The sequence below is a fragment of the Streptomyces sp. NBC_01260 genome (assembly GCF_036226405.1).
Classification (GTDB): domain Bacteria; phylum Actinomycetota; class Actinomycetes; order Streptomycetales; family Streptomycetaceae; genus Streptomyces; species Streptomyces laculatispora.
Map to the genome: position 1 here is coordinate 2,624,738 of NZ_CP108464.1, position 25,461 is coordinate 2,650,198.

At 72.6% G+C, this 25,461-nt stretch carries 15 protein-coding genes; 5 read left to right on the forward strand and 10 right to left on the reverse strand.

All coding sequences use genetic code 11. The annotated features are described in order from the left end of the window. Positions 1-162: 162 nt before the first annotated feature. Complete coding sequence (locus OG322_RS11245) at positions 163-2,352, reverse strand: ATP-dependent DNA helicase UvrD2 (RefSeq protein WP_329306371.1); 2,190 nt, start codon at positions 2,350-2,352, stop codon at positions 163-165. 219 nt (positions 2,353-2,571) lie between these two features. Between OG322_RS11245 and OG322_RS11250 the strand changes: the two genes are divergently transcribed. Then, entirely contained in the window at positions 2,572-2,829 is a 258-nt protein-coding gene (locus tag OG322_RS11250; protein WP_123461516.1) for a mycoredoxin, read from the forward strand. 224 nt (positions 2,830-3,053) lie between these two features. Here OG322_RS11250 and nudC read toward each other — a convergent pair whose 3' ends face one another. Genes nudC through OG322_RS11265 form a run of 3 tightly spaced genes read right to left on the reverse strand, consistent with a single transcriptional unit; the run spans position 3,054 to position 8,929 of the window. Then, positions 3,054-3,998 (reverse strand): NAD(+) diphosphatase, encoded by a 945-nt coding sequence (gene nudC / locus OG322_RS11255; RefSeq protein WP_123461515.1) that lies wholly within the window; start codon positions 3,996-3,998, stop codon positions 3,054-3,056. Between the two features lie 43 nt (positions 3,999-4,041). Then, a complete protein-coding gene (locus tag OG322_RS11260) occupies positions 4,042-5,436 on the reverse strand; it encodes a dipeptidase (RefSeq protein ID WP_329306372.1) in 1,395 nt (464 codons plus the stop codon). Between the two features lie 10 nt (positions 5,437-5,446). Continuing rightward, on the reverse strand, positions 5,447-8,929 hold the full coding sequence (locus tag OG322_RS11265; protein WP_329306373.1) for a UvrD-helicase domain-containing protein: 3,483 nt from the start codon (positions 8,927-8,929) through the stop codon (positions 5,447-5,449). 291 nt (positions 8,930-9,220) lie between these two features. Here OG322_RS11265 and OG322_RS11270 point away from each other — a divergent pair, with 291 nt between their 5' ends. Beyond that, positions 9,221-10,153: an SAM-dependent methyltransferase gene (locus OG322_RS11270; RefSeq protein ID WP_123461512.1), complete on the forward strand. Its 933-nt coding sequence runs from the start codon at positions 9,221-9,223 to the stop codon at positions 10,151-10,153. A 42-nt stretch (positions 10,154-10,195) separates the two neighbouring features. On the opposite strand, the gene OG322_RS11275 is transcribed toward OG322_RS11270, so the two are convergent. Both OG322_RS11275 and OG322_RS11280 read right to left on the reverse strand, forming a co-directional pair. Beyond that, positions 10,196-13,591, reverse strand: coding sequence for an ATP-dependent helicase (locus OG322_RS11275; protein ID WP_266410996.1), 3,396 nt, complete (start codon positions 13,589-13,591; stop codon positions 10,196-10,198). Between the two features lie 236 nt (positions 13,592-13,827). Continuing rightward, positions 13,828-14,235 carry an MGMT family protein gene (locus tag OG322_RS11280; protein ID WP_123461510.1) on the reverse strand — a complete coding sequence of 136 codons (408 nt, stop codon included), beginning with the start codon at positions 14,233-14,235 and terminating at the stop codon, positions 13,828-13,830. 222 nt (positions 14,236-14,457) lie between these two features. Between OG322_RS11280 and OG322_RS11285 the strand changes: the two genes are divergently transcribed. From OG322_RS11285 to OG322_RS11295, 3 genes are all read left to right on the forward strand, one after another. Further along, positions 14,458-17,187, forward strand: a complete 2,730-nt coding sequence (locus OG322_RS11285; protein ID WP_123461509.1) for a lysylphosphatidylglycerol synthase domain-containing protein — start codon at positions 14,458-14,460, stop codon at positions 17,185-17,187. A 90-nt stretch (positions 17,188-17,277) separates the two neighbouring features. Further along, positions 17,278-18,882 (forward strand): alpha/beta hydrolase, encoded by a 1,605-nt coding sequence (locus tag OG322_RS11290; protein WP_329306374.1) that lies wholly within the window; start codon positions 17,278-17,280, stop codon positions 18,880-18,882. Between the two features lie 327 nt (positions 18,883-19,209). Next, entirely contained in the window at positions 19,210-20,793 is a 1,584-nt protein-coding gene (locus OG322_RS11295) for an alpha/beta hydrolase (RefSeq protein WP_124284983.1), read from the forward strand. Between the two features lie 75 nt (positions 20,794-20,868). Here OG322_RS11295 and moeZ read toward each other — a convergent pair whose 3' ends face one another. From moeZ to OG322_RS11315, 4 genes are all read right to left on the reverse strand, one after another. Next, positions 20,869-22,047, reverse strand: a complete 1,179-nt coding sequence (moeZ, locus tag OG322_RS11300) for an adenylyltransferase/sulfurtransferase MoeZ (protein WP_123461506.1) — start codon at positions 22,045-22,047, stop codon at positions 20,869-20,871. A gap of 85 nt (positions 22,048-22,132) precedes the next feature. Continuing rightward, the gene (locus tag OG322_RS11305; RefSeq protein ID WP_123461505.1) at positions 22,133-22,975 is read right to left on the reverse strand and encodes a spherulation-specific family 4 protein; all 843 of its coding nucleotides are present in this window, start codon (positions 22,973-22,975) and stop codon (positions 22,133-22,135) included. Then, positions 22,963-23,928 (reverse strand): NAD-dependent epimerase/dehydratase family protein, encoded by a 966-nt coding sequence (locus OG322_RS11310; RefSeq protein ID WP_123461504.1) that lies wholly within the window; start codon positions 23,926-23,928, stop codon positions 22,963-22,965. Before OG322_RS11310 ends, OG322_RS11305 begins: the two co-directional genes overlap by 13 nt. Before the next feature lie 136 nt (positions 23,929-24,064). Beyond that, positions 24,065-25,426: a hypothetical protein gene (locus OG322_RS11315; protein WP_260146795.1), complete on the reverse strand. Its 1,362-nt coding sequence runs from the start codon at positions 25,424-25,426 to the stop codon at positions 24,065-24,067. Positions 25,427-25,461 lie beyond the last annotated feature (35 nt).

Consider the following 25,461-nt stretch of genomic DNA (forward strand, 5'->3'; position numbering starts at 1 on the left):
ATCGCCTCCTCTCGGCGTCTCGGGGGGACCGGCATAGCCGGTCCTACGTATTTGGATAAGTACAGCACAGGATCAGGGCTTCAGAGAAGTCGCTGTTCCCGTGGTTAAGAACCTATGGTGACGACTGGGGCGGGCGCAAACTATTTTTGCGACGAGTTTTTCTCACATCTCCTCGTCGGCCTCCGCGGGCTCCTCCACCCCGTCCCCACCTGCGCAGATGTCCAGCACGGCGGCGCCGAACCGGCCCAGCTTCCGCGCGCCGACCCCAGGGATCCCAGCCAGTTCGCCCTCGCTGCCGGGCACCGCCTCCGCGATGGCCATCAGCGTCTTGTCGGTGAACACGCAGTAGGCGGGCTGGCTGATCTCCTGCGCCCGCACCGCGCGCCAGTCGCGCAGCCGCTCGTACAACGCCTCGTCCATGTCGGACGGGCAGTCGTCGCAGCGCATCAGCTTCATCTCACCGGCGTCGGTGAGGGTCCTGCCGCACACCCTGCACAGCGCGGGCCCGCGCCGCTTGCGCCGGGCCGCCACCGGGCGCTCGATGCCGCCGCTGCCGCCTGCCGCGCCCCTGGAGCCCGGCGCCGCCGAGCCGGGACGCAGCCCGTTCAGGAAACGGCTGGGACGGCGGCCGGCCCGGCCGCCGGGCGAGCGGGCCAGCGACCACGACAGCGAGAGGTGGAAGCAAGCCCGGGTGACGCCGACGTACAGCAGCCGGCGCTCCTCCTCGATCTGCTCGTCCGTCTTGGCGTAGGTGATCGGCATCATGCCCTCGGTCAGTCCGACCAGGAACACGGCATCCCACTCCAGGCCCTTCGCCGAGTGCAGCGAGGCCAGGGTGACTCCCTGGACCGTGGGGGCGTGCTGGGCCGCGGCCCGCTCGTCCAGCTCGGCGACCAGGTCGGAGAGGGTCGCGCCCGGTCTGGCCTGTTCGAAGTCCTCGGCGAGCCTGACCAGTGCGGCCAGGGACTCCCAGCGGTCGCGCACCGCCCCGGACCCGGTGGGCGGCTCGCTCCGCCAGCCCTTGGTGGAGAGCACCGCGCGGACCTCGGCGGGCAGCCCCTGCGCATCGTCCAGCAGGGAGTCGTTGCCCCCCGCACGGGCCGCGCCGCGCAGAGCGACGCCCGCCTCCCGCACCTCCGCGCGCTCGAAGAACCGCTCCGCGCCCCGCAGCTGGTACGGCACCCCCGCGTCGGCCAGGGCCTGCTCGTAGACCTCGGACTGGGAGTTGACCCGGTAGAGCACGGCGATCTCGCCCGCCGGGACGCCCGCGGCGATCAGGTCGCGGATGCGGCGGGCGGTGCCCTCGGCCTCGGCGGGCTCGTCCGCGTACTCCGTGTAGGCGGGCTCGGGGCCGCGCTCGCGCTGCGAGACCAGTTCGAGCCGGTGCTCGGCGGCCCTGCCGCGGGCCTGGCCGAGCAGCCCGTTGGCCAGGTGGACCACCTGGGGCGTGGAGCGGTAGTCCCGGACGAGCTTGACGACGGTGGCCCGGGGGTGACGGGTGCGGAAGTTCAGCAGGTGGTCGGGGGTGGCTCCGGTGAAGGAGTAGATCGTCTGGCTGGCGTCACCGACGACGCAGAGGTTGTCCCGGTCGCCGAGCCAGAGGTCGAGCAGCCGCTGCTGGAGCGGGCTGACGTCCTGGTACTCGTCGACGACGAAGTGCTGGTACTGACGGCGCACATGGTCGGCGATGTCGTGCCGGTCCTGAAGGATGCCGACGGTCAGGAGCAGCACGTCCTCGAAGTCGATCACCGTGCGGTCCCGCTTGAGCTGCTCGTACATCGCGTAGACCTGTGAGATCTCCGCGGGATCGCGCGGGGCGTCCCGCTGGGACTTGGCGACCACGGCCGGATAGTCGGCGGGCACGGTCTGGGTGACCTTGGCCCACTCGATCTCGCTCGTGACATCGCGCAGCTCGTTGCGGTCGAGCCGGATACCGCAGCGGGCCGCCGCCTCGGCCACCAGCTGGACCTTGCGCTCCAGCAGCCGGGGCAGATCGCCACCGACTGCTTTCGGCCAGAAGTACTGGAGCTGGCGAAGGGCCGCGGAGTGGAAGGTCCGCGCCTGCACCCCGCCGGCTCCGAGCTGGCGCAACCGTCCCCGCATCTCGCCTGCGGCCCGGTTGGTGAACGTGACGGCAAGCACACTCGTCGGCTGGATTATCCCGGCGCGCACCCCGTAGGCGATGCGGTGCGTGATGGCCCGCGTCTTGCCCGTACCGGCTCCGGCCAGCACGCATACCGGGCCCTGCAGGGCCATGGCGACCTCGCGCTGCTCGGGGTCGAGCCCGTCGAGGACGGCGTCGGCGGAGTCGGGGACCTGGGGGAAGAGGGTGGAATGCGTTGCTGATGTCACCCCGCCATGCTGCCAGGTCGAAAGGGGCGGACGCCGAAGTTGTCCACAGGGGTGCCGCATCCGTCGTATTAATCGGGACCGGCGCCGGGAATGGTGGCCAGGTCACGTACGTTTCCCTGTCGTGCGGCAACGCGCGTCCCGGCTTGTCCGTGTGACGGAAGAGACCGAGACGGGATGTGGCGGGATTGCCGAGACCGATGAGACCAAGGAGCCGAAGACATGCCGGGCACTGTGACGATGTACAGCACCACGTGGTGCGGATACTGCCGTCGGCTCAAGAGCCAGATGGACCGCGAGGGCATCGCGTACACCGAGATCAACATCGAGCACGACCCGGAGTCGGCGGCCTTCGTCGAGAAGGCGAATGGCGGGAACCAGACGGTCCCCACAGTTCTGGTCACTCCCGCCGGCGGTGGTGAGAACGTCGTCATGACGAACCCGAGCCTGGCCCAGGTGAAGCAGTCCCTCGCGGCCTGACACTCGGCGCGCACCGCCCCCTCCGGTCGAGACCACCGGAGGGGGCGGTGCTGTGTCTTGGGGGTGGTACTGAGGGTGCGTCTTGAGGGTGGTGCTGAGGGTGTCGGCCAGCGGGCCGGGCTGTTCGAGGCTCTGTTATATGGAGTGCGCGAGGAAGGGGATCGTCCAGCCGCTCCGGGACGGCGGCGGTCGCCGCGTCGAGGCGTCCCGGGCGCCGGGCCGGGTCAGCTCGCGCGGACCGGCTTCGGTAGGGGCTTCCCGTACCAGATCTCGATCAGCCGGGCCGCGATCGAGATGCCGAACGGGGGCAGGATCTCGCCCGACTCGAAGGCGGCGGTCAGCTCCTCGCGGGAGAACCAGCGCGCCTCCTCGATCTCCTCGCCGTCGACGTTGATCTCGTACGTCGTCGCCCGTGCCATGAAGCCGAGCATCAGGCTGGACGGGAAGGGCCAGGGCTGGCTGGCGATGTACTCCACCTCGCCGACCGTGATGCCCGCTTCCTCGAACACCTCGCGCGCCACGGACTGTTCGATCGATTCGCCCGGCTCGACGAAACCGGCCAGGGTGGAGAAGCGGCCCTCGGGCCAGTGGACCTGGCGGCCCAGCAGGGCGCGGTCCTGGTCGTCGGTGACCAGCATGATGACGGCGGGGTCGGTACGCGGGTAGTGCTCCGCGCCGCAGGCCTGGCAGCGGCGAATGTGTCCGGCCGCCGCGATCACCGTGCGTTCGCCACAGCGCGAGCAGAAGCGGTGCAGCCGTTGCCAGTTCTCCAGCGCCACCGCGTGCACCATCAGACCGGCGTCGCGGGCGCCGAGGAGCAGGCCCGCCTCGCGCAGGCCCGCGGGACGGGCCGACTGGTCCATGCGGCCCGGCAGCGAGTCCTTCTGGAGGGCGAAGTAGCTGACTCCGCCCTCGTCGGTGCCGAGGAAGTAGCGGTGGGTCTCGGTGACGGGCGCCTCGAAGGCGGGGGTCATCACGAGTTCGGTGCCGTCGGCGGTGTCGTCGATCAGCACCTGGCCGCCGGAGACGACGAAGACCCGGGTCGTCGGGTGGCTCCACGCGGCGGCCAGCCAGGCCTCGTCGAGGCGGTGGTGCGCGGCGCGGTCGATGCCGCTGGGCGCGGTCAGACCGATGGGCCGGTCTGCGGTGGCGTTGTCGAAGGTGCTCACAGGTGCTTCCTACTCCCCCGGGATGGATCGGGTGTTCAGAGATTCAGCGGAGTGCGGCTGCCAGTTCGCCCCAGAGGTGGGCGGTGGTCTCCACGCCTTTGAGCAGCAGGTCGAGTTCGACCTTCTCGTTGGGGGCGTGCCAGCCGTCGGACGGTACGGAGATGCCCAGGAAGAGGACGGGTGCGCCGAGGACGTCCTGCAGGTCGGCGGCGGGTCCCGAGCCTCCTTCGCGGGTGAAGAGGATCTTCTGGCCGAAGGCCCGCCCCATGGCGCGGGCCACGGCCTGCAGGGCGGGGTGGTCCAGCGGGGTGAGGCAGGGGCGGGTGGCGGGGAGGAAGGTGATCCGGTGGCGGACCCCAGCCGGGATCCGTGCCTCGGCCCAGGCCTGCACGGCCTGTTGGACGCGGTCCGGGTCCTGGCCCGCGACCAGGCGGAAGCTGATCTTCACCAGGGCGGAGGACGGGATGACCGTCTTGCTTCCGGTGCCCTGGTAGCCGCCGCCGATGCCGTTGACCTCGGCGGTGGGGCGGGCCCAGATCCGCTCCAGCGTGGAGTAGCCCGCCTCGCCGGACGCGGCCTGCGACCTGGCGGTGCGCAGCCAGGTGGCCTCGTCGAACGGCAGCTCGGCGAAGAGGGCGCGTTCGGTGGCGGTGAGTTCGGCCACGCCGTCGTAGAAACCGGGGACCGCGACCCGGCCGTCCGCGTCGTGGAGCGCCGCGACGAGCCGGGCGATCTCGGTCGCGGGGTTGGGGACGGCGCCGCCGAACGATCCGGAGTGGATGTCCTGGCCGGGGCCGTGCAGCTCGATCTCGCACTCGGCGAGGCCGCGCATGCCGGTGCAGACGGTCGGGGTCGCCTCGTCCCACATACCGGTGTCGGAGACGATCACGGCGTCGGCGGCGAGGCGTACGGCCTGCTGCTCGACCAGGGCGCGGAAGTGCGGGGAACCGGACTCCTCCTCGCCCTCGACGAGGAGCTTGAGGTGCACGGCGGGGCTGGTGCGGCCTGTGGTGGCGAGGTGGGCCTTGACGCCGAGGGTGTGGAAGAACACCTGGCCCTTGTCGTCGGCCGCGCCGCGCCCGTACATCCGGCCGTCCCGGATCACCGGCTCGAACGGGTCGGTGTCCCAGCCGTCCTCGCGGGCGGCGGGCTGCACGTCGTGGTGTCCGTACACGAGGACCGTGGGGGCGTCCGGGTCCTCGGACGGCCACTCGGCGAACACGGCGGGCGCCCCGTCCGTCTCCCAGACCTCGGTGACCGGGAAGCCGGTCTCCTTCAGCTTGGCGGACAGCCACTCGGCGCTGCGCCGTACGTCCCCGTCGTGCTCCGGCTGAGCGGATACGGACGGGATACGCAGCCACTCGGCGAGGTCGTCGAGGAAGGCGGTGCGGTGCTGCTCGGTGTACGTACGGACGGCGCTGTCCGGGGTGTCGCTCATGACCTTCAGCTTATCCGGCCGCAGGAGGTGGCTCGTCCAGGAGGATGCGCTCCAGCTCCGGGCGGCCCGGGAGGCGGGTCGGACGGACGCTCTCGCCGCTCCGTACGAAGAGGAAGGTGGCCGTGACGTCGGTGAGCGGCAGACCGTGCAGTTCGGCCCAGGCGAGACGGTAGACGGCGAGCTGGAGGGGGTCCGCGGTATTGGTGCGGCTGGTCTTCCAGTCGACGATCTCGTACGTGTCCCCGGTGCGGTACACCGCGTCGATACGGCCCCGGATCACCCGGCCGGCCAGGGTGATCTGGAACGGCGTCTCGACGCGGTACGGGGTCCGGCGGGCGTACGGGGTGCGCTCGAAGGCCTCCTTCAGCTCGGCGAGATCGCGTTCGTCGGCGATCTCGGTATCGCTCTCGTCACCGCCGGGTAGTTCGTCGGGGCCGAGCATGGGCAGCGGCAGTTCCTCGAAGCGGGACTCGACCCAGGCGTGGAAGCGGGTGCCGCGGCGGGCGGCCGGCTGCGGAGGGCGGGGCATGGGGCGGGCCAGCTCCTGGGCGAAGCCGTCGGGGTCGTCGGCCAGGCGCAGCAGCTGGGTGGCGGAGAGCGAGGCCGGTACGAGGACGTCGCGCACGCCGGCGCGGGCCCGGCGCAGCTCCCCGGCGAGGGCGTCGAGGTCGCGGTCCCAGGAGGCCAGGGTGCGGGACTCCTCGGGGGTGGGACGCGGGGGGACCCGCTCGGGCGCGCGGGCTGCGGGGACGTGCGGGGCGGCTGGGAGCCCGTCGCCGGGGACGGGGGGCTCGTCCGGGAACGGCCCGTCGTCCGGGAACGGCGCCTCGTCCAGGAAGGGGTCGTCCTCGGGGAACGGTGCGTCGTCGAGGGGCGGCTCTTCCGGCGGAGGCGTCGGCTCCGCCGCTCCGGGCGACGCGTCGTACGCGTCCGGGGCCGCCGCGGCCAGGTACCGCTCCGGTTCCGGGCCTGCCGCGGCCAGCGCCTTCAGGTGGGCCATCACCGTGTCAGCGGCGGCCCTGCGACGGGCCAGCGCGGTGTCGTTCAGGGGCAGCGGCCAGGCGTGGTCGGCCGCCGCCCCGGCCAGGGCCGGGTTCTCCTCGTCCTCGGCCGGCTCGTCCGCCCACGCCTCGATCTCGCCGTGACCGGCCGCGCAGTGCTCGTACAGCGCGTGCAGGAAGCCGGACGGGCCGCGCGGCTTCTTCTGGCTCGGCCCCCACCAGTGGCCGGAGCCGAGCAGCAGGGTGCGGGGCCGGGTGAAGGTGACGTATCCGAGGCGCAGCTCCTCGGTGTGCTGGTGCTCCTTCATCTCCTCCTTGAAGCCCTTGAGGCCCTTGGCGTCGAAGGAGTGGATGACGGGCAGGGTGGCCGTGTCGCCGCGCAGGGCGTGCGGGAGGACCTTGGACTGGGAGGTCCAGGCGTCGCGGGACTGGCCGCTGGGGAACTGACCGGTGACCAGGCCCGGCACGGCGACGACGTCCCATTCCAGGCCCTTGGACTTGTGGGCGGTGAGGACCTTGACGGTGTTCTCGCCGCCGGGCAGCGCGTTGTCCAGGCCCTTCTCGTACTGCGCGGCGGTGCGCAGGAAGCCGAGGAAGGCGAGGAGCGTGGCCTCCCCGTCGACAGCGGCGAAGCGGGCCGCGACGTCGAGGAAGTTGGCGAGGGTCTCACGGCGGCGGGCGGCCAGGGCCTGTGGGGACGCGGAGAGCTCGACTTCGAGTCCGGTGGCGGTGAGGACCCGGTGCAGCACGTCCATCAGGGGGTCGGCGAGCGAGCGGCGCAGCTCGCGCAGTTCGGTGGCGAGCCGGGCGAAGCGGATGCGGGCCTCGGTGGAGAACGGCAGGCGGTCGTCCTGCTCACCCCCGGAGTCGAGGAAGGTGTCCAGGGCGTCGGCCAGCGAGATCACCTCGGCCGGGTCGACGCCCTCGACGGCTTCGGCGAGCCGTCGGTCGGGGTCGAAGTCGTCGTCGTCGCCATGGGCCGCGCGGTGGACGAGGAGGCGGGCCCGGCGGCCGAGCAGTGCCAGGTCGCGGGGGCCGATCCGCCAGCGGGGGCCGGTGAGCAGCCGGACCAGGGACGCGTTGGCCCCCGGGTCCTGGAGTACCTCGCAGACCGCGACGAGGTCGGCGACCTCGGGGAGGTGGAGCAGCCCGGAGAGACCGACCACCTCGACCGGGATGTCCCGGGCCACCAGGGCGGCCTGGATCTCCGGGAAGTCGCCCGCGGTGCGGCACAGGACGGCGATCTCGCCGGGTGCCCTGCCGGTCCGCACGAGGTGGGCGATCGAGTCGGCGAGCCAGTCGATCTCCTCGGTGTGGGTGGGCAGCAGGGCGCAGCGGACGAGGCCGTCGCGCTCGGCGCCGGGCGCGGGGCGCAGGGCCTCGACGCCCTCGTGCATGGCGCGCAGCGGTTCGGCCAGACCGTTGGCGAGGTGGAGGAGGCGGCCGCCGCTGCGGCGGTTCTCGCTGAGGGAGTAGCGGGTCGCGGGGGCGCCGTCGGCCTGCGGGAAGTGGCTCGGGAAGTCGTCGAGGTTGGCTACGGAGGCGCCGCGCCAGCCGTAGATGGCCTGGCAGGGGTCGCCGACCGCGGTGACCGCGTGCCCGGACGCGATGCCGTCGGGGCCGCTGCCGAAGAGGGCGGAGAGCAGGAGCCGCTGGGCGACGGAGGTGTCCTGGTACTCGTCGAGCAGGACGACCCGGTACTCCTCGCGCAGGACCGCCCCGACCTCGGGGCGGGTGAGGGCGAGCTGCGCGGAGAGCGCGATCTGGTCACCGAAGTCGAGGAGGTCGCGGCTCCGCTTCGCCTCGCGGTAGCGCCGGGTCAGGGAGAGCAGCTCGCGGCGGGCCTCGGCGGTCTCGGGAATCTTGCGCAGTTCGGCGTTGCTGAGCTTGGCGCTCTCCAGCGTGCGGAGCAGTTCGATGTCGTACTCCGCGAGCTGTCCGGGGCGTACGAGGTGTTCGGCCAGCTCGGCATCGAGGGCCAGCAGATCGCTGACCAGGGTGGGGAACGACCTGGTCAGCGCCGGGTACGGGCCGGGGGCCTCGCGCAGTACGCGGGCGGCGAGCTGAAAGCGGGTGGCGTCGGCGAGGAGGCGGGTGGTGGGTTCGAGCCCGATCCGCAGCCCGTGCTCGGTCAGGAGCCTGCCGGCGAACGCGTGGTAGGTGGAGATGCTGGGCTCGCCCGGCGGGTTGTCCGGGTCGATGGCGTCCGGGTCGGTGACGCCGGCGGCGACCAGGGCCTTGCGGACGCGCTCCGCCAGCTCACCGGCCGCCTTGTTGGTGAAGGTGAGGCCGAGCACCTGCTCGGGGGCGACCTGTCCGGTCCCCACGAGCCACACCACGCGGGCCGCCATCACCGTGGTCTTCCCCGACCCGGCTCCGGCGACGATCACCTGCGGGGCGGGCGGCGCGGTGATGCACGCCGTCTGCTCCGGGGTGAAGGGGATCCCGAGGAGCTCCTTGAGCTGCTCGGGATCGGTGAGGTGTGAGGACACTCCACAGAGGCTAACCGGACGCGCTGACAACCCGCGAAGCCGTGAGCGGCACTGTGCCGGGCACGAGGTGACCGTCCACGAACGGTGTGCGGAAACGCACGAGCCCTGGAGAGGGAGAGGGGGTGCACGGAAACCTGAGGAGGCCGGGATGTGTCTCGTCCGGGGCCCGGTGCCCGGTCTAGGTTGAAGTCGATCACCGTCGATCACCTGCGGTCAGCGACACCGCCGGCCGCACCCCCTGAACACAGCAGCGCGACCTGAACGCATCAGCATCCTCAAGAGGACGGTCACATGAGCGCCGACGCCACCGCACCCGCCCCCGGCTCCCTGGACGCCACCGCCGCCACCGCCGAGCTCAGGAAGCGGATAGACACCACGAAGGCGCACCCGGCCCGCGTCTACGACGTCTTCCTCGGTGGCAAGGACAACTACCCGGCCGACCGCGAGGCCGCGGCCATGGCCCTGGCGGCCAATCCGCGCGGGTATCTCACCGTGCGGCACAACCGGGACTTCATGCGGCGCGCTGTGACGCTCGCCGCCGAGAACGGCACCCGGCAGTTCCTGGATGTCGGCACCGGGCTGCCGACCCAGCAGAACGTCCACCAGATCGTGCAGGCCATCGCCCCCGATTCGCGGGTCGTGTACGTCGACAACGACCCGGTCGTCCTCGTGCACGCACAGGCCCTCCTCACCAGCGGACCCCAGGGCAGCACCGACTACATCGAGGCGGACCTGCGCGACCCCGCCAGGATCCTCGAAGCAGCCCGCCGCACCCTCGACTTCGACCGCCCCATCACCCTCGTCCTCGCCGCCGTCCTCCACTTCATCGAGGACGACGAGGCCTACCCCATCGTCAGGCAGCTCATCGACGCGTTGCCGCCGGGCAGCCATCTCGTGCTGAGCAACGTCAGCTCGGATCTCAACCCCGAGCAGGTCGGCCAGGTGACGAAGGCCTTCAAGGAGCGCGGCTTCGCCATGGTCCGCCGCTCGCGCGCCCAGGTGGAGCGTTTCGTGACCGACAACGGTCTGGACATGCTCGACCCCGGCGTCGTCCCGGTGCACCGCTGGCGTCCGGAGCAGGTCACCGATCTGCCCGAGGCCACCAACCCCGACCAGGAGTTCGTGGCGAGCCTGGACGAGCTGGACAGGACGCGCTACCGGGGCATCAACGACGTCACGGACGCGGACGTCAGTGTGTACGGAGTGATGGCCCGCAAACCGTGACAGCCCGACAGCCCCGGGGCGGGGCCACCCGGCCGGGCCGGTTCACTCCAGGACGTGCCGGCCCTCGGGCTGGGCGCTGCACGAAGCCCTGAAGGTGCAGTGGGTGCAGTGCTGGCCGGTCGTCGGGGTGAACCGTTCGTCCAGGACGCGGCCCGCCGCGGTCGCCAGCAGGTCGGAGACCCACTCGGTGTCGGGCGGCTGCTGGGCCTGCACCTTGGGGACGGCGTCACCGCCCTCCTTCTTCGGGGCGGGCTGGCGCAGCTGTACGAGTTCGGCGCCGCCGGACTCGGGGCGCCGGCCGTCGAAGACCTCGTCGACCGCCCCTTCCCGGACGGCCAGCTGGTAGACGGCGAGCTGGGGGTGGCGGGCGACCTCGTCCTTCGTCGGGGACTGCTTGCCGGTCTTGAAGTCCACGACGTAGGCCCGGCCCTCGGCGTCCCGCTCCACCCGGTCCATGGAGCCGCGGATGCGCACCTCGTACTCGCCCGCCTCCAGCGTCACGTCGAAGTCGTGCTCGCTGGCGGCCGGGGTGCGGCCGGTGCGGTCCATGACGTGCCAGCGCAGGAAGCGTTCGAGTGCGACGCGCGCCTGTTCCTTCTCCTGGTGCGACTTCCAGGGGGCGTCGAAGACCAGCCCGTCCCAGACCGAGTCGAGCCGCTCCATGAGGACGGCCAGGTCGGCGGGCGTACGACCGGAGGCCACCTCGTCGGCGAGTACGTGGACGACGTTGCCGAAGCCCTGGGCGGCGGTCGCCGGGGCATCGGCCTTCACCTCGCGGCCGAGGAACCACTGGAGCGCGCAGGTGTTGGCGAGCTGGTCGAGCGCGCTGCCGGAGAGGGCCACGGGCTGGTCCCGGTCGCGCAGCGGGACGGCCGAGCGGGTCGGCTCGTACAGGCCCCACCAGCGGTAGGGGTGGGCCGACGGTACGAGCGGCTGCCCCTCGTCGTCGGTGAGCGCGGCGAGCCGGGCGAGGCGGTGGGCGGCCTCCTCGCGCAGGATGTCGGACGCGTCGGGGTCGACGGTGGTGGCGCGCAGCTCCGCGACGAGGGCCGCGACCGCGAGGGGGCGGCGGGGACGGCCGGTGACGTCGCGGGGTTCGACGCCGAGTTCGGTGAGGAAGCGGGACGGCTGGTCGCCGTCGTCGGCGGGTGCCTTGACGGCGGTGACGACGAGGCGTTCGCGGGCGCGGGTGGCCGCGACGTAGAAGAGCCGGCGTTCCTCGGCGAGAAGGGCGCCGGGGGTGAGGGGTTCGGCGAGACCGTCGTGGCCGATCCGGTCCGCTTCGAGCAGCGAGCCGCGGCGGCGCAGGTCGGGCCAGAGGCCTTCCTGCACCCCGGCGACGACGACCACGCGCCACTCCAGCCCCTTGGACCGGTGCGCGGTCATCAGCCGTACGGCCTCGGGCCGGGCGGAGCGCCGGGAGAGGGTGTCGGCGGCGATGTCCTGGGCATCGACCTCCTCCAGGAAGTTGAGCGCGCCGCGGCCGCCGGTGCGCTCCTCGGCGCGGGCCGCGGTGTCGAACAGGGCGCAGACCGCGTCGAGGTCGCGGTCGGCGTTGCGGCCGCCCGCACCACCGCGCAGGGCGGCGCGCTCCAGCCTGCCCGGCCAGGGGGTGCCGGACCACAGCTCCCACAGGGCCTCCTCGGCGGTGCCGCCGCCTTCCAGGAGTTCGCGGGCCGTGCGCAGCAGTGCGCCGAGGCGCTGGGCGCCGCGGGCGTACGCCGGATCGTGCGCGACGAGCCGCTCCGGCTCGGCCAGGGCGAGGGCGAGCAGGTCGCCGGAGGGCGCGGGCACCCGGTTCCCGGCGGCGCGCTCCTCGTCGCGCAGGGCCCGGCCCAGGCGGCGCAGATCGGCGGCGTCCATGGAGCCGAGGGGCGAGGCGAGGAGGGCCAGCGCGGTCTCGGTGTCGAGCCAGGCCTGCGGCCCGGCGGGAGCCTCGTCGGCGGAAGCCTCGTCCGGATGCGCGCTGCCAGCGGCGGCAGCCTCCGCGAAGTCAGCAGCACCCGCGCCCCGGTGCAGTGCCGCCGTCGCCACCGTGCGCAGGGCGGTCAGGAGCGGGGCCACCGCGGGTTCGTGGCGCAGGGGCAGGTCGTCGCCGTCGACCTCCAGCGGAACGCCCGCCGAGGTCAGGGCGCGGCGCACCGCGGGGATCGAGCGGCCGCCGGCCCGGACCAGCACCGCCATCTCGTGCCACGGCACCCCGTCCTCCAGATGCGCCCGGCGCAGCAGGTCGGCGATGTTGTCGAGCTCGGTGGAGGCGGTCGGGTAGGTGTACGTCTCGACGCCGCCGCCCTCGCGGACCGCGCCGAGCTCCCGGTGGGCGCGGACCTTCGCCGAGGGCAGCCGGGTCAGCGGCATCCGCCGGGTCAGCAGCCGGGTGGCCGCCAGCAGCCCGGCGCCGGAGCGGCGGGAGGTGGTGAGGACGCCGACCGGGGCCGGAGCGCCGTCCGCCCGCCGGAACACCTCGGGAAAGTCGAGGATGCCGTTCACATCGGCGCCCCGGAAGGCGTAGATCGACTGGTCCGGGTCGCCGAACGCGATCAGGTTCCGGCCACCGCCGCCGCCCGGGGCGCTCCCCCGGTTCCCGGCGAGTGCGTGCAGCAGCCGTACCTGCGCCGGGTCGGTGTCCTGGTACTCGTCGACGAACACCAGGTCGTACTGGCCGGCCAGCAGCGCCGACACCTCGGGCCGCTCGGCGAGCAGCACCGCGCGGTGGACCAGCTCCGCGTAGTCCAGCACCCCCTGGGCGTCCAGCACGTCGAGGTACTCGGCGAGGAATTCGGCGGCGGCGCTCCAGTCGGGGCGGCCGGTGCGCCGGGCGAAGTCGGCGAGGGCGTCCGGGCCGAGGCCCAGCTCACGGCTGCGGGCGAGCACCGCGCGTACCTCGTCGGCGAAGCCGCGCGTGGTCAGGCAGGCCCGCAGCTCGTCGGGCCAGCGGATGTGGGCGTGGCCCTGCTTCTCCAGATCGAGCTGGCCGGCCAGCAGATCGCGGACCGTGACGTCCTGCTCCGGCCCGGAGAGCAGCCGCAGCGGGTCGGCGAAGAGATCGGCGTCCTGGTGGGCGCGGACCAGGGCGTAACAGAAGGAGTGGAACGTGGTGGCCTGCGGGCCCCGGACGGCGCCGAGCCGGGCGGCCATCCGGTCGCGCAGTTCGACGGCGGCCTTGCGGCTGAAGGTGAGGACCAGGATGCGGGCCGGGTCGGCGCCCTGCGCGACGCGCGCGGCGACGGTCTCGACGAGCGTGGTGGTCTTGCCCGTGCCCGGTCCGGCGAGGACCAGCAGCGGCCCGCCGGAGTGGTCAACCACCGCGCGTTGCGCCGCGTCCAGGAGAGGGGGATCCACGGAGCCCGGCAGGGTACGCACCAGCCGGTACGCGCCCGTGGTCCCCCGCCGTGCCTGACGGTGCGGACTGTGCCGGGTGGTGGAGGAGGAGCTCACGTGGGTCGCCGGTCCTGGTGGGTGTGCTGATGGTGAGGGCGCGGCACCTGCCGCGAACTGACGACGCTACTCCGGCGGCGGGCCCGATTGCGGCGGGAGCACTGCGTGGATCGTCACGTTCCGCCCGGACGGCGACCGCCGTGGGGACAGCGGGGCCCGCACCGTACGCGCGTCACGCTTCCTGTACGCCGTACGGGCCCGGCTCCGCCCGATGCGCCACCGGATGGCCGAGTCTGTCAGGTGTGAGCACCCCCGCCGCCGTCCGCTCCCGGACCGCCCGTCCTGTCGCCCGCCGCTCCGTCGGCCACGCCGTCCCACCGCGCGCGTCTCATGTCCAGACGCGGAACGTGACCGTCCGCATTCCGCGGGGCCTCGCGCAGCGGAGTGCTCTCCTCACGGTAGTGATTCAGCGCACGCAGCTCGTGGCCGGGCAGCAGCGCCCCGTCGGCGCGCACCACACGCCACCACGGCACCGCTCCCCCGTACAGCGCCATGACCCGCCCGACCTGACGCGGGCCGCCGTCCCCCAGCCACTCCGCGATGTCGCCGTACGTCATGACGCGGCCGGGCGGGATCAGCTCGGCGACATCGAGCACGCGCTCCGCGTACTCCGGCAACGCGTCGCTCGTCGGGTTTTCGCTCATCCGGCTCATCCTGCCCTACGCCACCGACAGCACGGCCGATTCCGTGTCCGGCCGGACACGGAGCGTGCGCCCAGCGGAAAAGGGGCGTATCTTGCGCTTCGCAGCGCCCCTGCATCACACCCTGATGCCCTCCTCCGCCCGCGGGCCGTGCCACCATCATCCGGGCGGTGACCGGTGATACGAGAACACGAAGACCAATCAGAGGCGACGAAGGAGCAGGGCGTGCAGCCACCGAAGGCGGCCGACGCCTCTGATGCCGAGCCACGCCCGGAGGGGCCCCGGCCGGACGCGGACACCGATCCGGAGAAGCCTTCCGGGAGCCCGGCCGGCTCGACGCTCTCGACCGCCGAAGAGGAACTGTCCGAAAGCGTCTCCGGGGACGAACCCCTGCTCCCCGCCCGGGTGCACCGCCCCTCCGACCTGCTGCGGCTCCTCATCGGCGTCCTGGCCATCGTCGTGGTGTTCTCCGTCGCCGCGTTCGCCCACGGCACGACCACCGGTCTCGAAGCGGACATCAACAAGGGCACCGGCCAGGCGCCCGACATGCTCATCAAGATCGCCGGTCTGGTCTCCAGCATCGCCGTACTGCTCGTGCCGGTCGCCTTCGCCATCGAGCGGCTGATCAAACGGGACGGGCTGCGCATCGCGGACGGTGTGCTGGCCGCCGTCCTGGCGCACGGGGTGACACTCGCGGCGGACCTGTGGGTCGCCAAGTCCGCCTCCGGAACCATTCAGGACGCCCTGACCCAGCCGGCGCCCGGTGACGCGCTCACCGATCCCGTACATGGCTATCTCGCCCCCGTGATCGCCTATATGACGGCGGTCGGGATGGCGAGACGGCCGCGCTGGCGGGTCGTGCTGTGGGTGGTGCTGCTGCTCGACGCGTTCGCCATGCTGGTCGGCGGCTACACGACACCGCTCTCGATCATCCTGACGGTACTGATCGGCTGGACGGTGGCGTACGGCACGCTGTACGCGGTCGGCTCGCCGAACGTCCGGCCCACCGGTCAGCATCTGATGGCCGGTCTGCGCCACGTCGGCTTCCGCCCCGTCACCGCGATGCGGGCCGACGACGACCCCGACGCCGGCGACCAGAACGACCGCGGACGCCGCTATCTGGTCTCCCTGGAGGACGGCCCACCGCTCGATGTGACGGTCGTCGACCGGGAACAGCAGGCCCAGGGCTTCTTCTACCGGGTGTGGCGCAGGCTCACCCTGCGCGGGATCACCCAGCGGCGTTCCATCCAGTCGCTGCGCCAGGCGCTGGAGCAGGAGGCGCTGCTCGCGTACGCGGCGATCGCCGCCGGGGCCAACGCCCCCAAGCTGATCGCCACCTCCGAGCTGGGCCCCGACGCCGTGATGCTGGTGTACGAGCACATCGGCGGGCGCTCGCTGGACGCCCTGGAGAACGCCGACATCACCGACGACCTGGTGCGCGGCGCCTGGCGCCAGGTGCAGGCGCTCCAGTCGCGGCGGATCGCGCACCGCAGGCTCACCGGCGACGCCCTGCTGGTGGATCGTTCCGGCAAGGTGTTCGTCACGGATCTGCGGGGCGGCGAGATCGCGGCCGGCGATCTGGTTCTGCGGATGGACGTCGCCCAGCTGCTCACCACGACCGGTCTGCGGGTGGGCGCCGAGCGGGCGGTGGCCGCCGCGCTGGCGGTGGTCGGTCCGGACACCGTCGCGGACTGTCTGCCGCTGCTCCAGCCGATCGCGCTCAGCCGCTCCACCCGGGCGCATCTGCGCAGACTCGCCCGGGAGCGGTCGCAGCGGGAGCGCGAGGCGGTGCTCGACGCGTCGGACGCGGCCAAGCGGGCCCGTACCCATGGCGCGGAGCTCCCCGAGGACGCGGACCGAAAGGCCGTCCGCAAATCGGTACGTACCGAGAAGCAGGCCGAGAAGCGGGCGCTCGACGACGCGCTGGACGAGGCCCGCGAGGAGGACCTGCTCTCCCAGATCCGCCGGGAGGTACTGCTGATCCGGCCGCAGGCGCCGGTCGAGCCGGTCCGTCTGGAGCGCATCAAACCGCGCACCCTGCTCAGCTTCATCGCGGGCGCCATCGCCGCGTACTTCCTGATCTCGCAGTTCACCCAGGCCGACTTCGGTGCGGTGGTCGAGCAGGCGGAGTGGGGCTGGGTGGCGGCCGCGGTCGGCTTCTCCGCCCTCAGCTACGTCGCGGCCGCGATGAGCCTGCTGGGCTTCGTGCCCGAGCGGGTGCCGTTCGGCAAGACGGTGCTGGCGCAGATCGCCGGGTCGTTCGTGAAGATCGTGGCGCCGGCCGCGGTCGGCGGTGTCGCCCTGAACACGCGGTTCCTGCAACGCTCCGGCGTACGCCCGGGGCTCGCGGTCGCGAGTGTCGGCGCCTCGCAGCTGTTCGGCCTCGGCTGCCACATCCTGCTGCTCGGCGCCTTCGGCTATCTGACCGGCACCGAGAAGACCCCGTCCTCGCTCACCCCGTCCAGGACCGTGATCGCGGGGCTGCTGACGGTCGCCGTACTGGTGCTGGTGGTGACGGCGATCCCGTTCCTGCGGAAGTTCGTGGTGACCCGGGTGCGGTCGCTGTTCGCCGGAGTCGTACCGCGCATGCTCGACGTCGTGCAGCGTCCGCAGAAGCTGCTCACCGGCATCGGCGGGATGCTGCTGCTGACCGGCCTGTTCGTGATGTGTCTGGACGCCTCGGTCCGGGCGTTCAGCGGTCCGGACACCCCGCACCTCAGTTACGCGAGCATCGCGGTGGTCTTCCTCGCCGGTAACGCGCTGGGCTCGGCGGCGCCGACCCCCGGCGGTATGGGTGCGGTCGAGACGGCGCTGACGCTGGGTCTGATCGCGGTCGGCCTGCCGAAGGAGGTCGCGGCCCCGGCGGTGCTGCTGTTCCGGCTGATGACGCTGTGGCTGCCGGTGCTTCCCGGCTGGATCTGCTTCAACCACCTGACGCGCAAGGGCGAGCTCTAGAAGCTCCGGGGCGGCGGCGGTCCGGGCGGGGGCCACCCGCTTGGACCGGCGCCCCGTGCACCCGCCCGGCCCCCGCCGCACGATGGAGCGATGAGGACCTCCCCTGCCCTGCGCGCCGCGGCCCTCGCCGCCACCGTGACCGTGCTGCTTCCGCTCACCGGCTGCTCGGACGGCGGTGACAACGACGCACCGGACCGGTCGGAGGACTCTCCGCACGCGGCGGCCGCCGACGGGAGCTCCGGGCCGTCCGCCCTCGCCACCCAGAAGCTGACGTGGAAGCACTGCCCCGCCCCGTCCCAGGCGGAGGGCGGCGGCGCCGCACCGTCCCCGCTGCCCGGCGGGGCCGTCTGGGAGTGCTCCGTGATGAAGGTCCCGCTCGACCACGCCGAGCCCGACGGCGGCACCATCGAACTGGCGCTCGTCCGCGCGAAGGCCGTGGACCGGAAGAAGCGGATCGGTTCGCTCATCTTCAACTTCGGCGGCCCCGGCTCCTCCGGCGTCGCCACCCTGCCCGCCTTCGGCACCGAGTACGACAAGCTGCGCACCCGCTACGACCTGGTGAGCTTCGACCCGCGCGGGGTCGGCCGCAGCGATGGGGTGACGTGCGAGAACGACAAGCAGCTGGACGTGCGCTACCAGGCCGACGGGACGCCGGACGACGCCTCCGAGGAGAAGGCGTTCACCGACGACACGAAGACGTACGCGGCGGCGTGCGAGAAGAACTCGGGCAGGGAGCTTCCCTTCGTCGGGACGACGAACGCCGCCCGCGACATGGACCTGATGCGTCAGGTGCTGGGCGACGACCGGCTGTACTACTTCGGCATCTCGTACGGCACCGAACTGGGCGGTGTCTACGCGCACCTGTTCCCGAAGAGCGTCGGCAGGTCGGTGCTGGACGCGGTGGTGGACCCGACCGAGGACGCCGAGCAGTCCTCCCTGGGCCAGGCCAAGGGGTTCCAGCTCGCGCTGGACAACTTCGCCAAGGACTGCGCGGACCGGGGCGACGCCTGCAAACTGCCGGGTTCCAACGCCGGTGAGGTCGAGCAGGGGGTGTCCGATCTCCTGGGCCGGCTGGAGAAGAAGCCCGTGTCCGGGCTCGGTGCACGGAAGCTGACGCAGACGCAGGCCACCACCGGCATCGCCTCGGCCCTGTACTCCAAGGAGACCTGGCCGCTGCTGGAGCAGGGCCTGGACGAGGCCGACGGCGGCGACGGCGGGCTGCTGCTGGCCCTCGCCGACTCCCTCAACGGCCGCTCGGACAACGGCCACTACGACAATTCCGCCGCGGCCAACACGGCCATCAACTGCGCGGACTCCAAGGAACGGTTCACCCTGGAGCAGACCAGGGCGAAGCTCCCCGAGTTCCGCGCCGCCTCGCCGGTCTTCGGCGACTACCTGGGCTGGGGCCTGATGGCCTGCACCGGCTGGCCGGTGGCGGGCGCCTGGGACCACCCCGACGTCAGCGCCCCGGGCTCGGCCCCCCAGCTGGTCATCGGCAACACCGGCGACCCGGCGACCCCGTACAAGGGCGCGCGGGCGATGGCCGACGAGCTGGGCAAGGGCGTCGGCGTGGAGATGACGTACAAGGGCGAGGGGCACGGTGCGTACAACAGCGGCAACGCCTGTGTGCAGAAGGCGGTGGACGGCTATCTGCTGGACGGCAAGGTGCCGGCCGCCGGGACGGTCTGCGGGTAGGGCCTTTCGTTTGGATCAGGCCGGATCAGGGAGCGGGGTCCGGCGCGTGCAGCTGCAAGGCGGAGGAGGGAGTCAATGCGGAGCATTGGCGACCGACGACAACGCCGCAGATGTGCGCACCGGACCCCGCGAGTCCGGCGCGTGCAGCTGCAAGGCGGAGGAGGGAGTCAATGCGGAGCATTGGCGACCGACGACAACGCCGCAGATGTGCGCACCGGACCCCGCGAGCCCGGCATGATCCAAACGAGAGGCCCCAGGGCTGTCCGGACGCCGTCCTACGATGGGCGGACTGTCGACCGGGCGGGCACAACGGGGAGGGACGCACACGTGGTCTCATACGCACGGGCCGGGGCGCTGGCCGCCGCCGCGCTGCTGCTGACGGGGGTGCTCGCGGGCTGTGAGGACTCCGCGGACGACAAGCCCGGCAAACGGGCTGACGGCAGCACGGCCGCCTCGCCGTCCGCCGCGGCCTCGTCCACCGCGAGCGGGAAGCCGGTGCGGCTCCCGGCACTGCCCGGTTCGCTCACCTCGCAGCGCCTGGACTGGAACCGCTGCGAGGCCCCCGAGGGCGGGACCGCTCCGGGTTCGGACTGGCGGTGTGCGAAGGTCCGCGTTCCGCTGGACTACACCGAGCCGGACGGCGCCACGATCGGGATCGCGCTGATCCGCAAGGCGGCCCGGGACAAGGGCCGGCGCCTGGGCTCGATGCTGTTCGACTTCGGCGGCCCCGGCGGTTCGGGGGTCTCCATCCTGCCGCGCGCCGCCGGTTCGTACGGGAAGCTCAACACCCGTTACGACCTGGTGGGCTTCGATCCGCGAGGGGTGGCCGGGAGCGCCGGGGTGCGGTGCCGCTCCGACCGGGAGCAGGAGACTGCCAACCGCGAGGTGGACATGACTCCGGACACGGCGGCGGAGGAGGCGGCGTTCATGAAGGACGGCGCGGACTTCGGCGCCGGCTGCGAGCGCCGTTCGGGCAAGGTCCTGCCGTTCGTCGGCACGACGAACGCCGCCCGGGACATGGACCTGATCCGCGAAGTCCTCGGCGACCGGAAGCTGACGTACTTCGGCATGTCGTACGGCACCGAGCTGGGCGGCACCTACGCGCACCTCTTCCCGGCGAACGTCGGGCGCACCGTCCTGGACGGCGTCGTCGACCCCACGGCGGACACCGTCGGGCACGCCCGCAACCAGACGACCGGCTTCCAGCGGGCGCTGGACAACTACCTCAAGGACCGTGGCCAGGCCCCGGAGGCGGGCACCCGGCGCATCGCCCGGCTGCTGGCGCGGATCGACAGGAAGCCGCTGCCGACCGGTACGTCCCGTGAGCTCAACGAGTCACTGGCCCTCACGGGCATAGTGATGCCGCTCTACTCCAAGGACAACTGGCCCTTCCTGACCCAGGCGCTGGACGAGGCGGAGGGCGGCCGGGGCAGCATGCTGCTGCAGCTGGCCGACTCGTACAACGGCCGCGACGGGAAGGGCCACTACGACACCGAGAGCCACTCGCAGCGGGCCATCTCCTGCGCGGACAGCAGGGCCCGGCCGACGGCGGCCGAGGCCAAGGCGCTGCTGCCCGAGTTCGAGAAGCTGTCCCCGGTCTTCGGCGCGTTCCTGGCCTGGGACACCGCGGGCTGGTGCTCCGACTGGCCGGTGAAGGGTGAGCACGACACCCCGGAGGCGAGCGCTCCGGGCGCCGGTCCGATCCTGGTCGTGGGGACGACGGGCGACCCCGCGACGCCGTACGAGGGTGCGCGCAAGATGGCGGACGAGCTGGGCAAGGGCGTCGGCGTCCTGCTCACCAACAAGGGCGAGGGGCACGGCGCCTACGGCGGGAACACCTGCGTCACGTCGACGGTCGACACGTACTTCCTGGACGGGAAGGTCCCGGCGGACGGCAAGACCTGCTCGTAGGGCAGCACGGCGGACACGCCGGAGGGGCCGGTCCGCACGACGCGGGCCGGCCCCTCCGGAACAGACGGTCAGGCTCTAGTACACCGGCTTCTCGGGCTCGATCTGGTTGACCCAGCCGATCACGCCGCCGCCGACGTGCACCGCGTCGGCGAAGCCCGCCGACTTGAGGACCGCGAGGACCTCGGCGCTGCGGACACCGGTCTTGCAGTGCAGCACGATGCGCTTGTCCTGGGGGAGGTCCTGGAGGGCGTTGCCCATCAGGAACTCGTTCTTCGGGATCAGCTTCGCGCCGGGGATCGAGACGATCTCGTACTCGTTCGGCTCGCGGACGTCGATGATCTCGATCTTCTCGTCCGCGTCGATCCACTCCTTGAGCTGCTTGGGAGTGATCGTGGAGCCGAGCGCCGCCTCCTGGGCCTCCTCGGACACGACGCCGCAGAAGGCCTCGTAGTCGATGAGCTCGGTGACGGTCGGGTTCTCGCCGCAGACCGCGCAGTCGGGGTCCTTGCGGACCTTGACCTGGCGGTACTGCATCTCCAGGGCGTCGTAGATCATCAGCCGGCCGACGAGCGGGTCGCCGATTCCGGCGAGCAGCTTGATGGCCTCGTTGACCTGGATGGAGCCGATGGACGCGCAGAGCACGCCCAGCACGCCGCCCTCGGCGCAGGACGGAACCATGCCGGGGGGCGGCGGCTCCGGGTAGAGGCAGCGGTAGCAGGGACCGTGCTCGGACCAGAAGACGGAAGCCTGACCGTCGAACCGGTAGATGGAGCCCCAGACGTACGGCTTGTTCAGCAGCACCGCGGCGTCGTTGACGAGATAGCGGGTGGCGAAGTTGTCCGTGCCGTCCACGATCAGGTCGTACTGCGCGAAGATCTCCATCACGTTCTCGGCTTCGAGCCGTTCCTCGTGAAGGACCACGTTCACCAGCGGGTTGATGCCCAGCACCGAGTCCTTGGCGGACTGGGCCTTGGACCGGCCGATGTCGGCCTGGCTGTGGATGATCTGGCGCTGCAGGTTCGACTCGTCGACCTCGTCGAACTCCACGATGCCGAGCGTTCCGACACCGGCGGCGGCCAGGTACATCAGGGCCGGCGAGCCGAGACCGCCGGCGCCCACACAGAGCACCTTCGCGTTCTTCAGCCGCTTCTGCCCGTCCATCCCGACATCCGGGATGATCAGGTGGCGGGAGTACCTGCGGACCTCGTCGACGGTGAGCTCAGCAGCTGGCTCGACCAGGGGTGGCAGCGACACAGGAACCTCAACAATGCAGGTGGTCGGTTTCTACGTACTTCGGCTACGTACGGTTGTTCTTGCCGTAACACTGCCACGCCCCCTCTCATTCCGAGATACCAGGTCCGATCCGCGAGACAATTTCGTCCCAGTACCTGGGCAGCGTCGCGAATGGATCGGTTTGTCCGCGCCTGTTCGCCCGATCCGGCTCTCCGGTGCGGTCCGTGAAGAAGATCGTCCCGGCACCCTGCCAGCGTGCGATGCGCATCGCCTCCTCCAGATGGCTGCGCGGGACGCCGTGCACGAAGTGCGCGAACCGGCCGGGCGGGTAGGCGGCGGTCCACTCCGCCACCTGCGACCAGCGGTAGTCCGTCCACGCGCCGCGGAAGGTGACGAGCTGGTCGGCGGCCTCGGCGTAGCCGGGATACGGGTGGGTGTCGTGCCCGAGCACCAGGTGTCCGCCGTCCCGCGTGCTGTCGCTGTCCGCCAGGAGCGCGGCGAGCGTGCTGGTGAGCCTGCGGACCGCCGGGAGGTCGGGGCGCCCGGCCGGGCACCGGTCGAGGTAGAAGCCGTCGACGCGGTACCAGTCCAGGAACGACCGGGCGTCGGTGATCAGCGCGTCGAAGGGCCGGTCGCCGAAGGCCAGATCGAGCCGGCCGAGCAGCCGGCCGGCCGAGGCCCGTACGGAGTCCGGCGCCTCCTCGCCGTGCACGGCCCGTTCGCGGGCGTTACGGAGCCGGCCCGCGGCCTCCAGGCAGTGCGGGTCGGGACGGGTGCCGGGGCCGTTGTCGATATCGAGGACGGCCCAGTGCAGCGGGGTGCCGGGGCGGCTGAGCTCGGCCCATTCGACGGGCGCGAGCAACGGGTGCGCGTAGCCCGGGACGCCGAAGCCGAGCTGTTCGGCGCCACTGGTCCTGCGGGCCGTGCCGGTACTGGTCAGATACGGCACGCCGCCTCCATCCAGATGTCGGCGAGCGACTCCTCCAGATTGATCCGGGGGCGCCAGCCGAGCCGGTCCCTGGCGGTGCGCACATCGGCCTGCTGCCAGGCGCCGCAGCCGTCCGGGTAGGGCGACGGGGTGGCCGAAAGGTGCTCGATGACCGATTCGGTGGAGGTACGGGGTGCGCCGATGGGCAGCCGGGCGGGGGGTGCGTCCAGCTCGTGGAGCGCGCCGCCGTATCCGGCGACCTTGGCGAGCACGGCGGCGGCGTCGCGGAGCCGTACGGCCCGGCCGGTGCCGATGTTGACGACCCCCTGGGCGGCGGAGAGCGAGGCGGCGTGCACGGCGCGCGCGACATCGCGCACATCGACGAAGTCGCGCTGCACACCGAGGCCGCTGAGCTTCAGCTCGCCGTCACCGGACTGCATGGCGCGGCGCATCGCCTCGGCGAGCCGGCCGAGCGGGGAACCGGCCGGGGTGCCGGGGCCGACCGGCGAGAAGACCCGCAGCACGACCGCGTCGAGGCCGGAGCCGAGGACGAGTTCGGTGGCGGCGAGCTTGCTGACGCCGTACGGGCCGCCGGGGCGGGGGATGGCGTCCTCCGCGGTGGACGAGCCGGGCTGCGAGGGTCCGTACTCCGAGGAGCAGCCGACCTGGACGAGGCGGGCGGTGCAGCCGCTGCGCCGCATCGCCTCGCAGACGGTGGCGACGGCGACGGTGTTGTGGCGGGTCAGGTCGCGAGCCCCGCCGCGGGTGGCGCCCGCGCAGTTGACGACGACTCCGGGGTGGACGGCGTCCAGGAAGCGGGTGAGCGCTCCCGGGCTGCCGCCGGCGAGGTCGAACCGTACGTCGGCGTCGTCGCCTCGGCCGAGCGCCGTGAGGTGTACGGCGGGGTCGGCGAGCAGCCGGTCGGCGACGAACCGGCCGAGGAATCCGTTGGCTCCGAGCAGCAGCACCCTCATCGCGCGCCCCCTGGGTGCCGACGGCGGGCTGCCGGTGCGAGGTATTGGGGGGTCATGTCCGGTGTCTCCTTGAGGCAGTTGCGTACGTGTGGGAAGGGACCCGCGGCGTCGGCTCCGCGGGGGCTGTTGACGTGCGTCAGGCGGCGGTGTGGGCGGATGCTCGGGAGAGAGCGACGGTGGCGGTGGTCAGCAGGCCGAGTGCGGCCGCGCCGCAGGCCATGGCGGGTACGGCGCCGGTGCCCGCCGCCTCCACGAGGGCGTCGACGGGCCGGGCGAGGGCGTGGAGACCGGGCAGCCGCCCGGCCAGGACCAGGGCGGGGGCGGCGGCCTCGACGGCGCAGGCGGCGGCGAGTCCGGTGGCGGCCGGTTCGGGGAAGCCGTGGACGGTGAGGAGCCGGGCCAACAGGAGCAGTACCCCGAGGCCGGCGGCCCCGACGGGGACGCCGCCCCCGGTCCCGAGGCCGGCCAGGCAGAGCAGCCCGGTGACGACGCAGAGGAAGAACGCGACGGCACCGAAGAGCAGGGGGCGCACGCCTGCCGCGAACTCCTCCAGCGCATGGCTGCCGTTGAGTTTGCGGTGTGCGTGCAGCGAGAAGAAGTGTGCGCACCAGGCCGCCGGCGCGACCGCCATCGCGAGCCCGAGCAGCGGCGCCGGGGTGAGCGCCCAGGGGCCTTCGGGGCCGCCGCTGATGACCTGCTGGAGCAGGGCCTCGCCGTACAGGGCGTAGCCGATGAGCCAGCAGCCGTACAGGTTGGCGGCGCCCGCGGAGCGGCCGCCGGTGGAGAGCGGGCCGGTGCGCAGGGCGAGGGCGAGCCCGATGAACGCCAGGAGCGCGCCGCCGCTGCCGATGGCGAGCCGCGCCTCGCCGCCGAGCATCCCGTCGGTGAGCCGCAGTGAGACGAGGGTGGCCAGGCAGGCGGCGCCCGGCAGCAGCGCCCGGAGCGACCATGCGGCGCGCGTGCGGATGTCATGCGCCGGAGCGGAGAGCGCTCCGGCGGGCTCCCCCGCGCGGCCCGGTACCCGTGCGAACAGCTCCTCGGCGAGCGAGAACACATCGCGGTGCCGGTAGCGGGCGGCGGTGCGGTCGGTGACACCGTGGGCTTCGAGCCCGGCGGCGATCTCCAGCGGATCGACGGCCCGCTCGCAGAGTTCGCGGTGCCGGTGCATGAGCGACTTCACGGGGTCGGCCGGACCGCGCCGCCCGGTGCTGAGCTTGCGCGCCGGGGCGGCGTGCGCGATCTCGGGTGCGCGGGCGCAGGGGTGTGTTCCGCGCTCCGGGGAGCCTTGTGGTGCCGTCTCCGCCGGGGGGCTTCCTGCCGCTGCGGCCACCGGACCGGCCACGGTCCCGCCGTCCGCCGACGCGTCCTGGAGGGCAGCCGGCCCCCAGGACGGTTCGGAGACGTCGACGGCCGGCGAATCGGAGACCAGCGCCCGCGAGCGGGGGTCCCAGCCGCTGCCGGTCGTCGGTGTGCCGGGCACCTCGGTCGGGCGGCCCATCGTGGTTCCTCCGTGTTCTTCACCGGGGGCGCCGG

Excerpts from the sequence above, each read along its gene's own strand:
- OG322_RS11290 (WP_329306374.1), top strand. The coding sequence starts at position 17,278 with ATGAGGACCTCCCCTGCCCTGCGCGCCGCGGCCCTCGCCGCCACCGTG.
- OG322_RS11250 (WP_123461516.1), top strand. The coding sequence starts at position 2,572 with ATGCCGGGCACTGTGACGATGTACAGCACCACGTGGTGCGGATACTGC.
- OG322_RS11260 (WP_329306372.1), bottom strand. The coding sequence starts at position 5,436 with ATGAGCGACACCCCGGACAGCGCCGTCCGTACGTACACCGAGCAGCAC.
- OG322_RS11270 (WP_123461512.1), top strand. The coding sequence starts at position 9,221 with ATGAGCGCCGACGCCACCGCACCCGCCCCCGGCTCCCTGGACGCCACC.
- OG322_RS11310 (WP_123461504.1), bottom strand. The coding sequence starts at position 23,928 with ATGAGGGTGCTGCTGCTCGGAGCCAACGGATTCCTCGGCCGGTTCGTC.
- OG322_RS11280 (WP_123461510.1), bottom strand. The coding sequence starts at position 14,235 with ATGAGCGAAAACCCGACGAGCGACGCGTTGCCGGAGTACGCGGAGCGC.
- OG322_RS11315 (WP_260146795.1), bottom strand. The coding sequence starts at position 25,426 with ATGGGCCGCCCGACCGAGGTGCCCGGCACACCGACGACCGGCAGCGGC.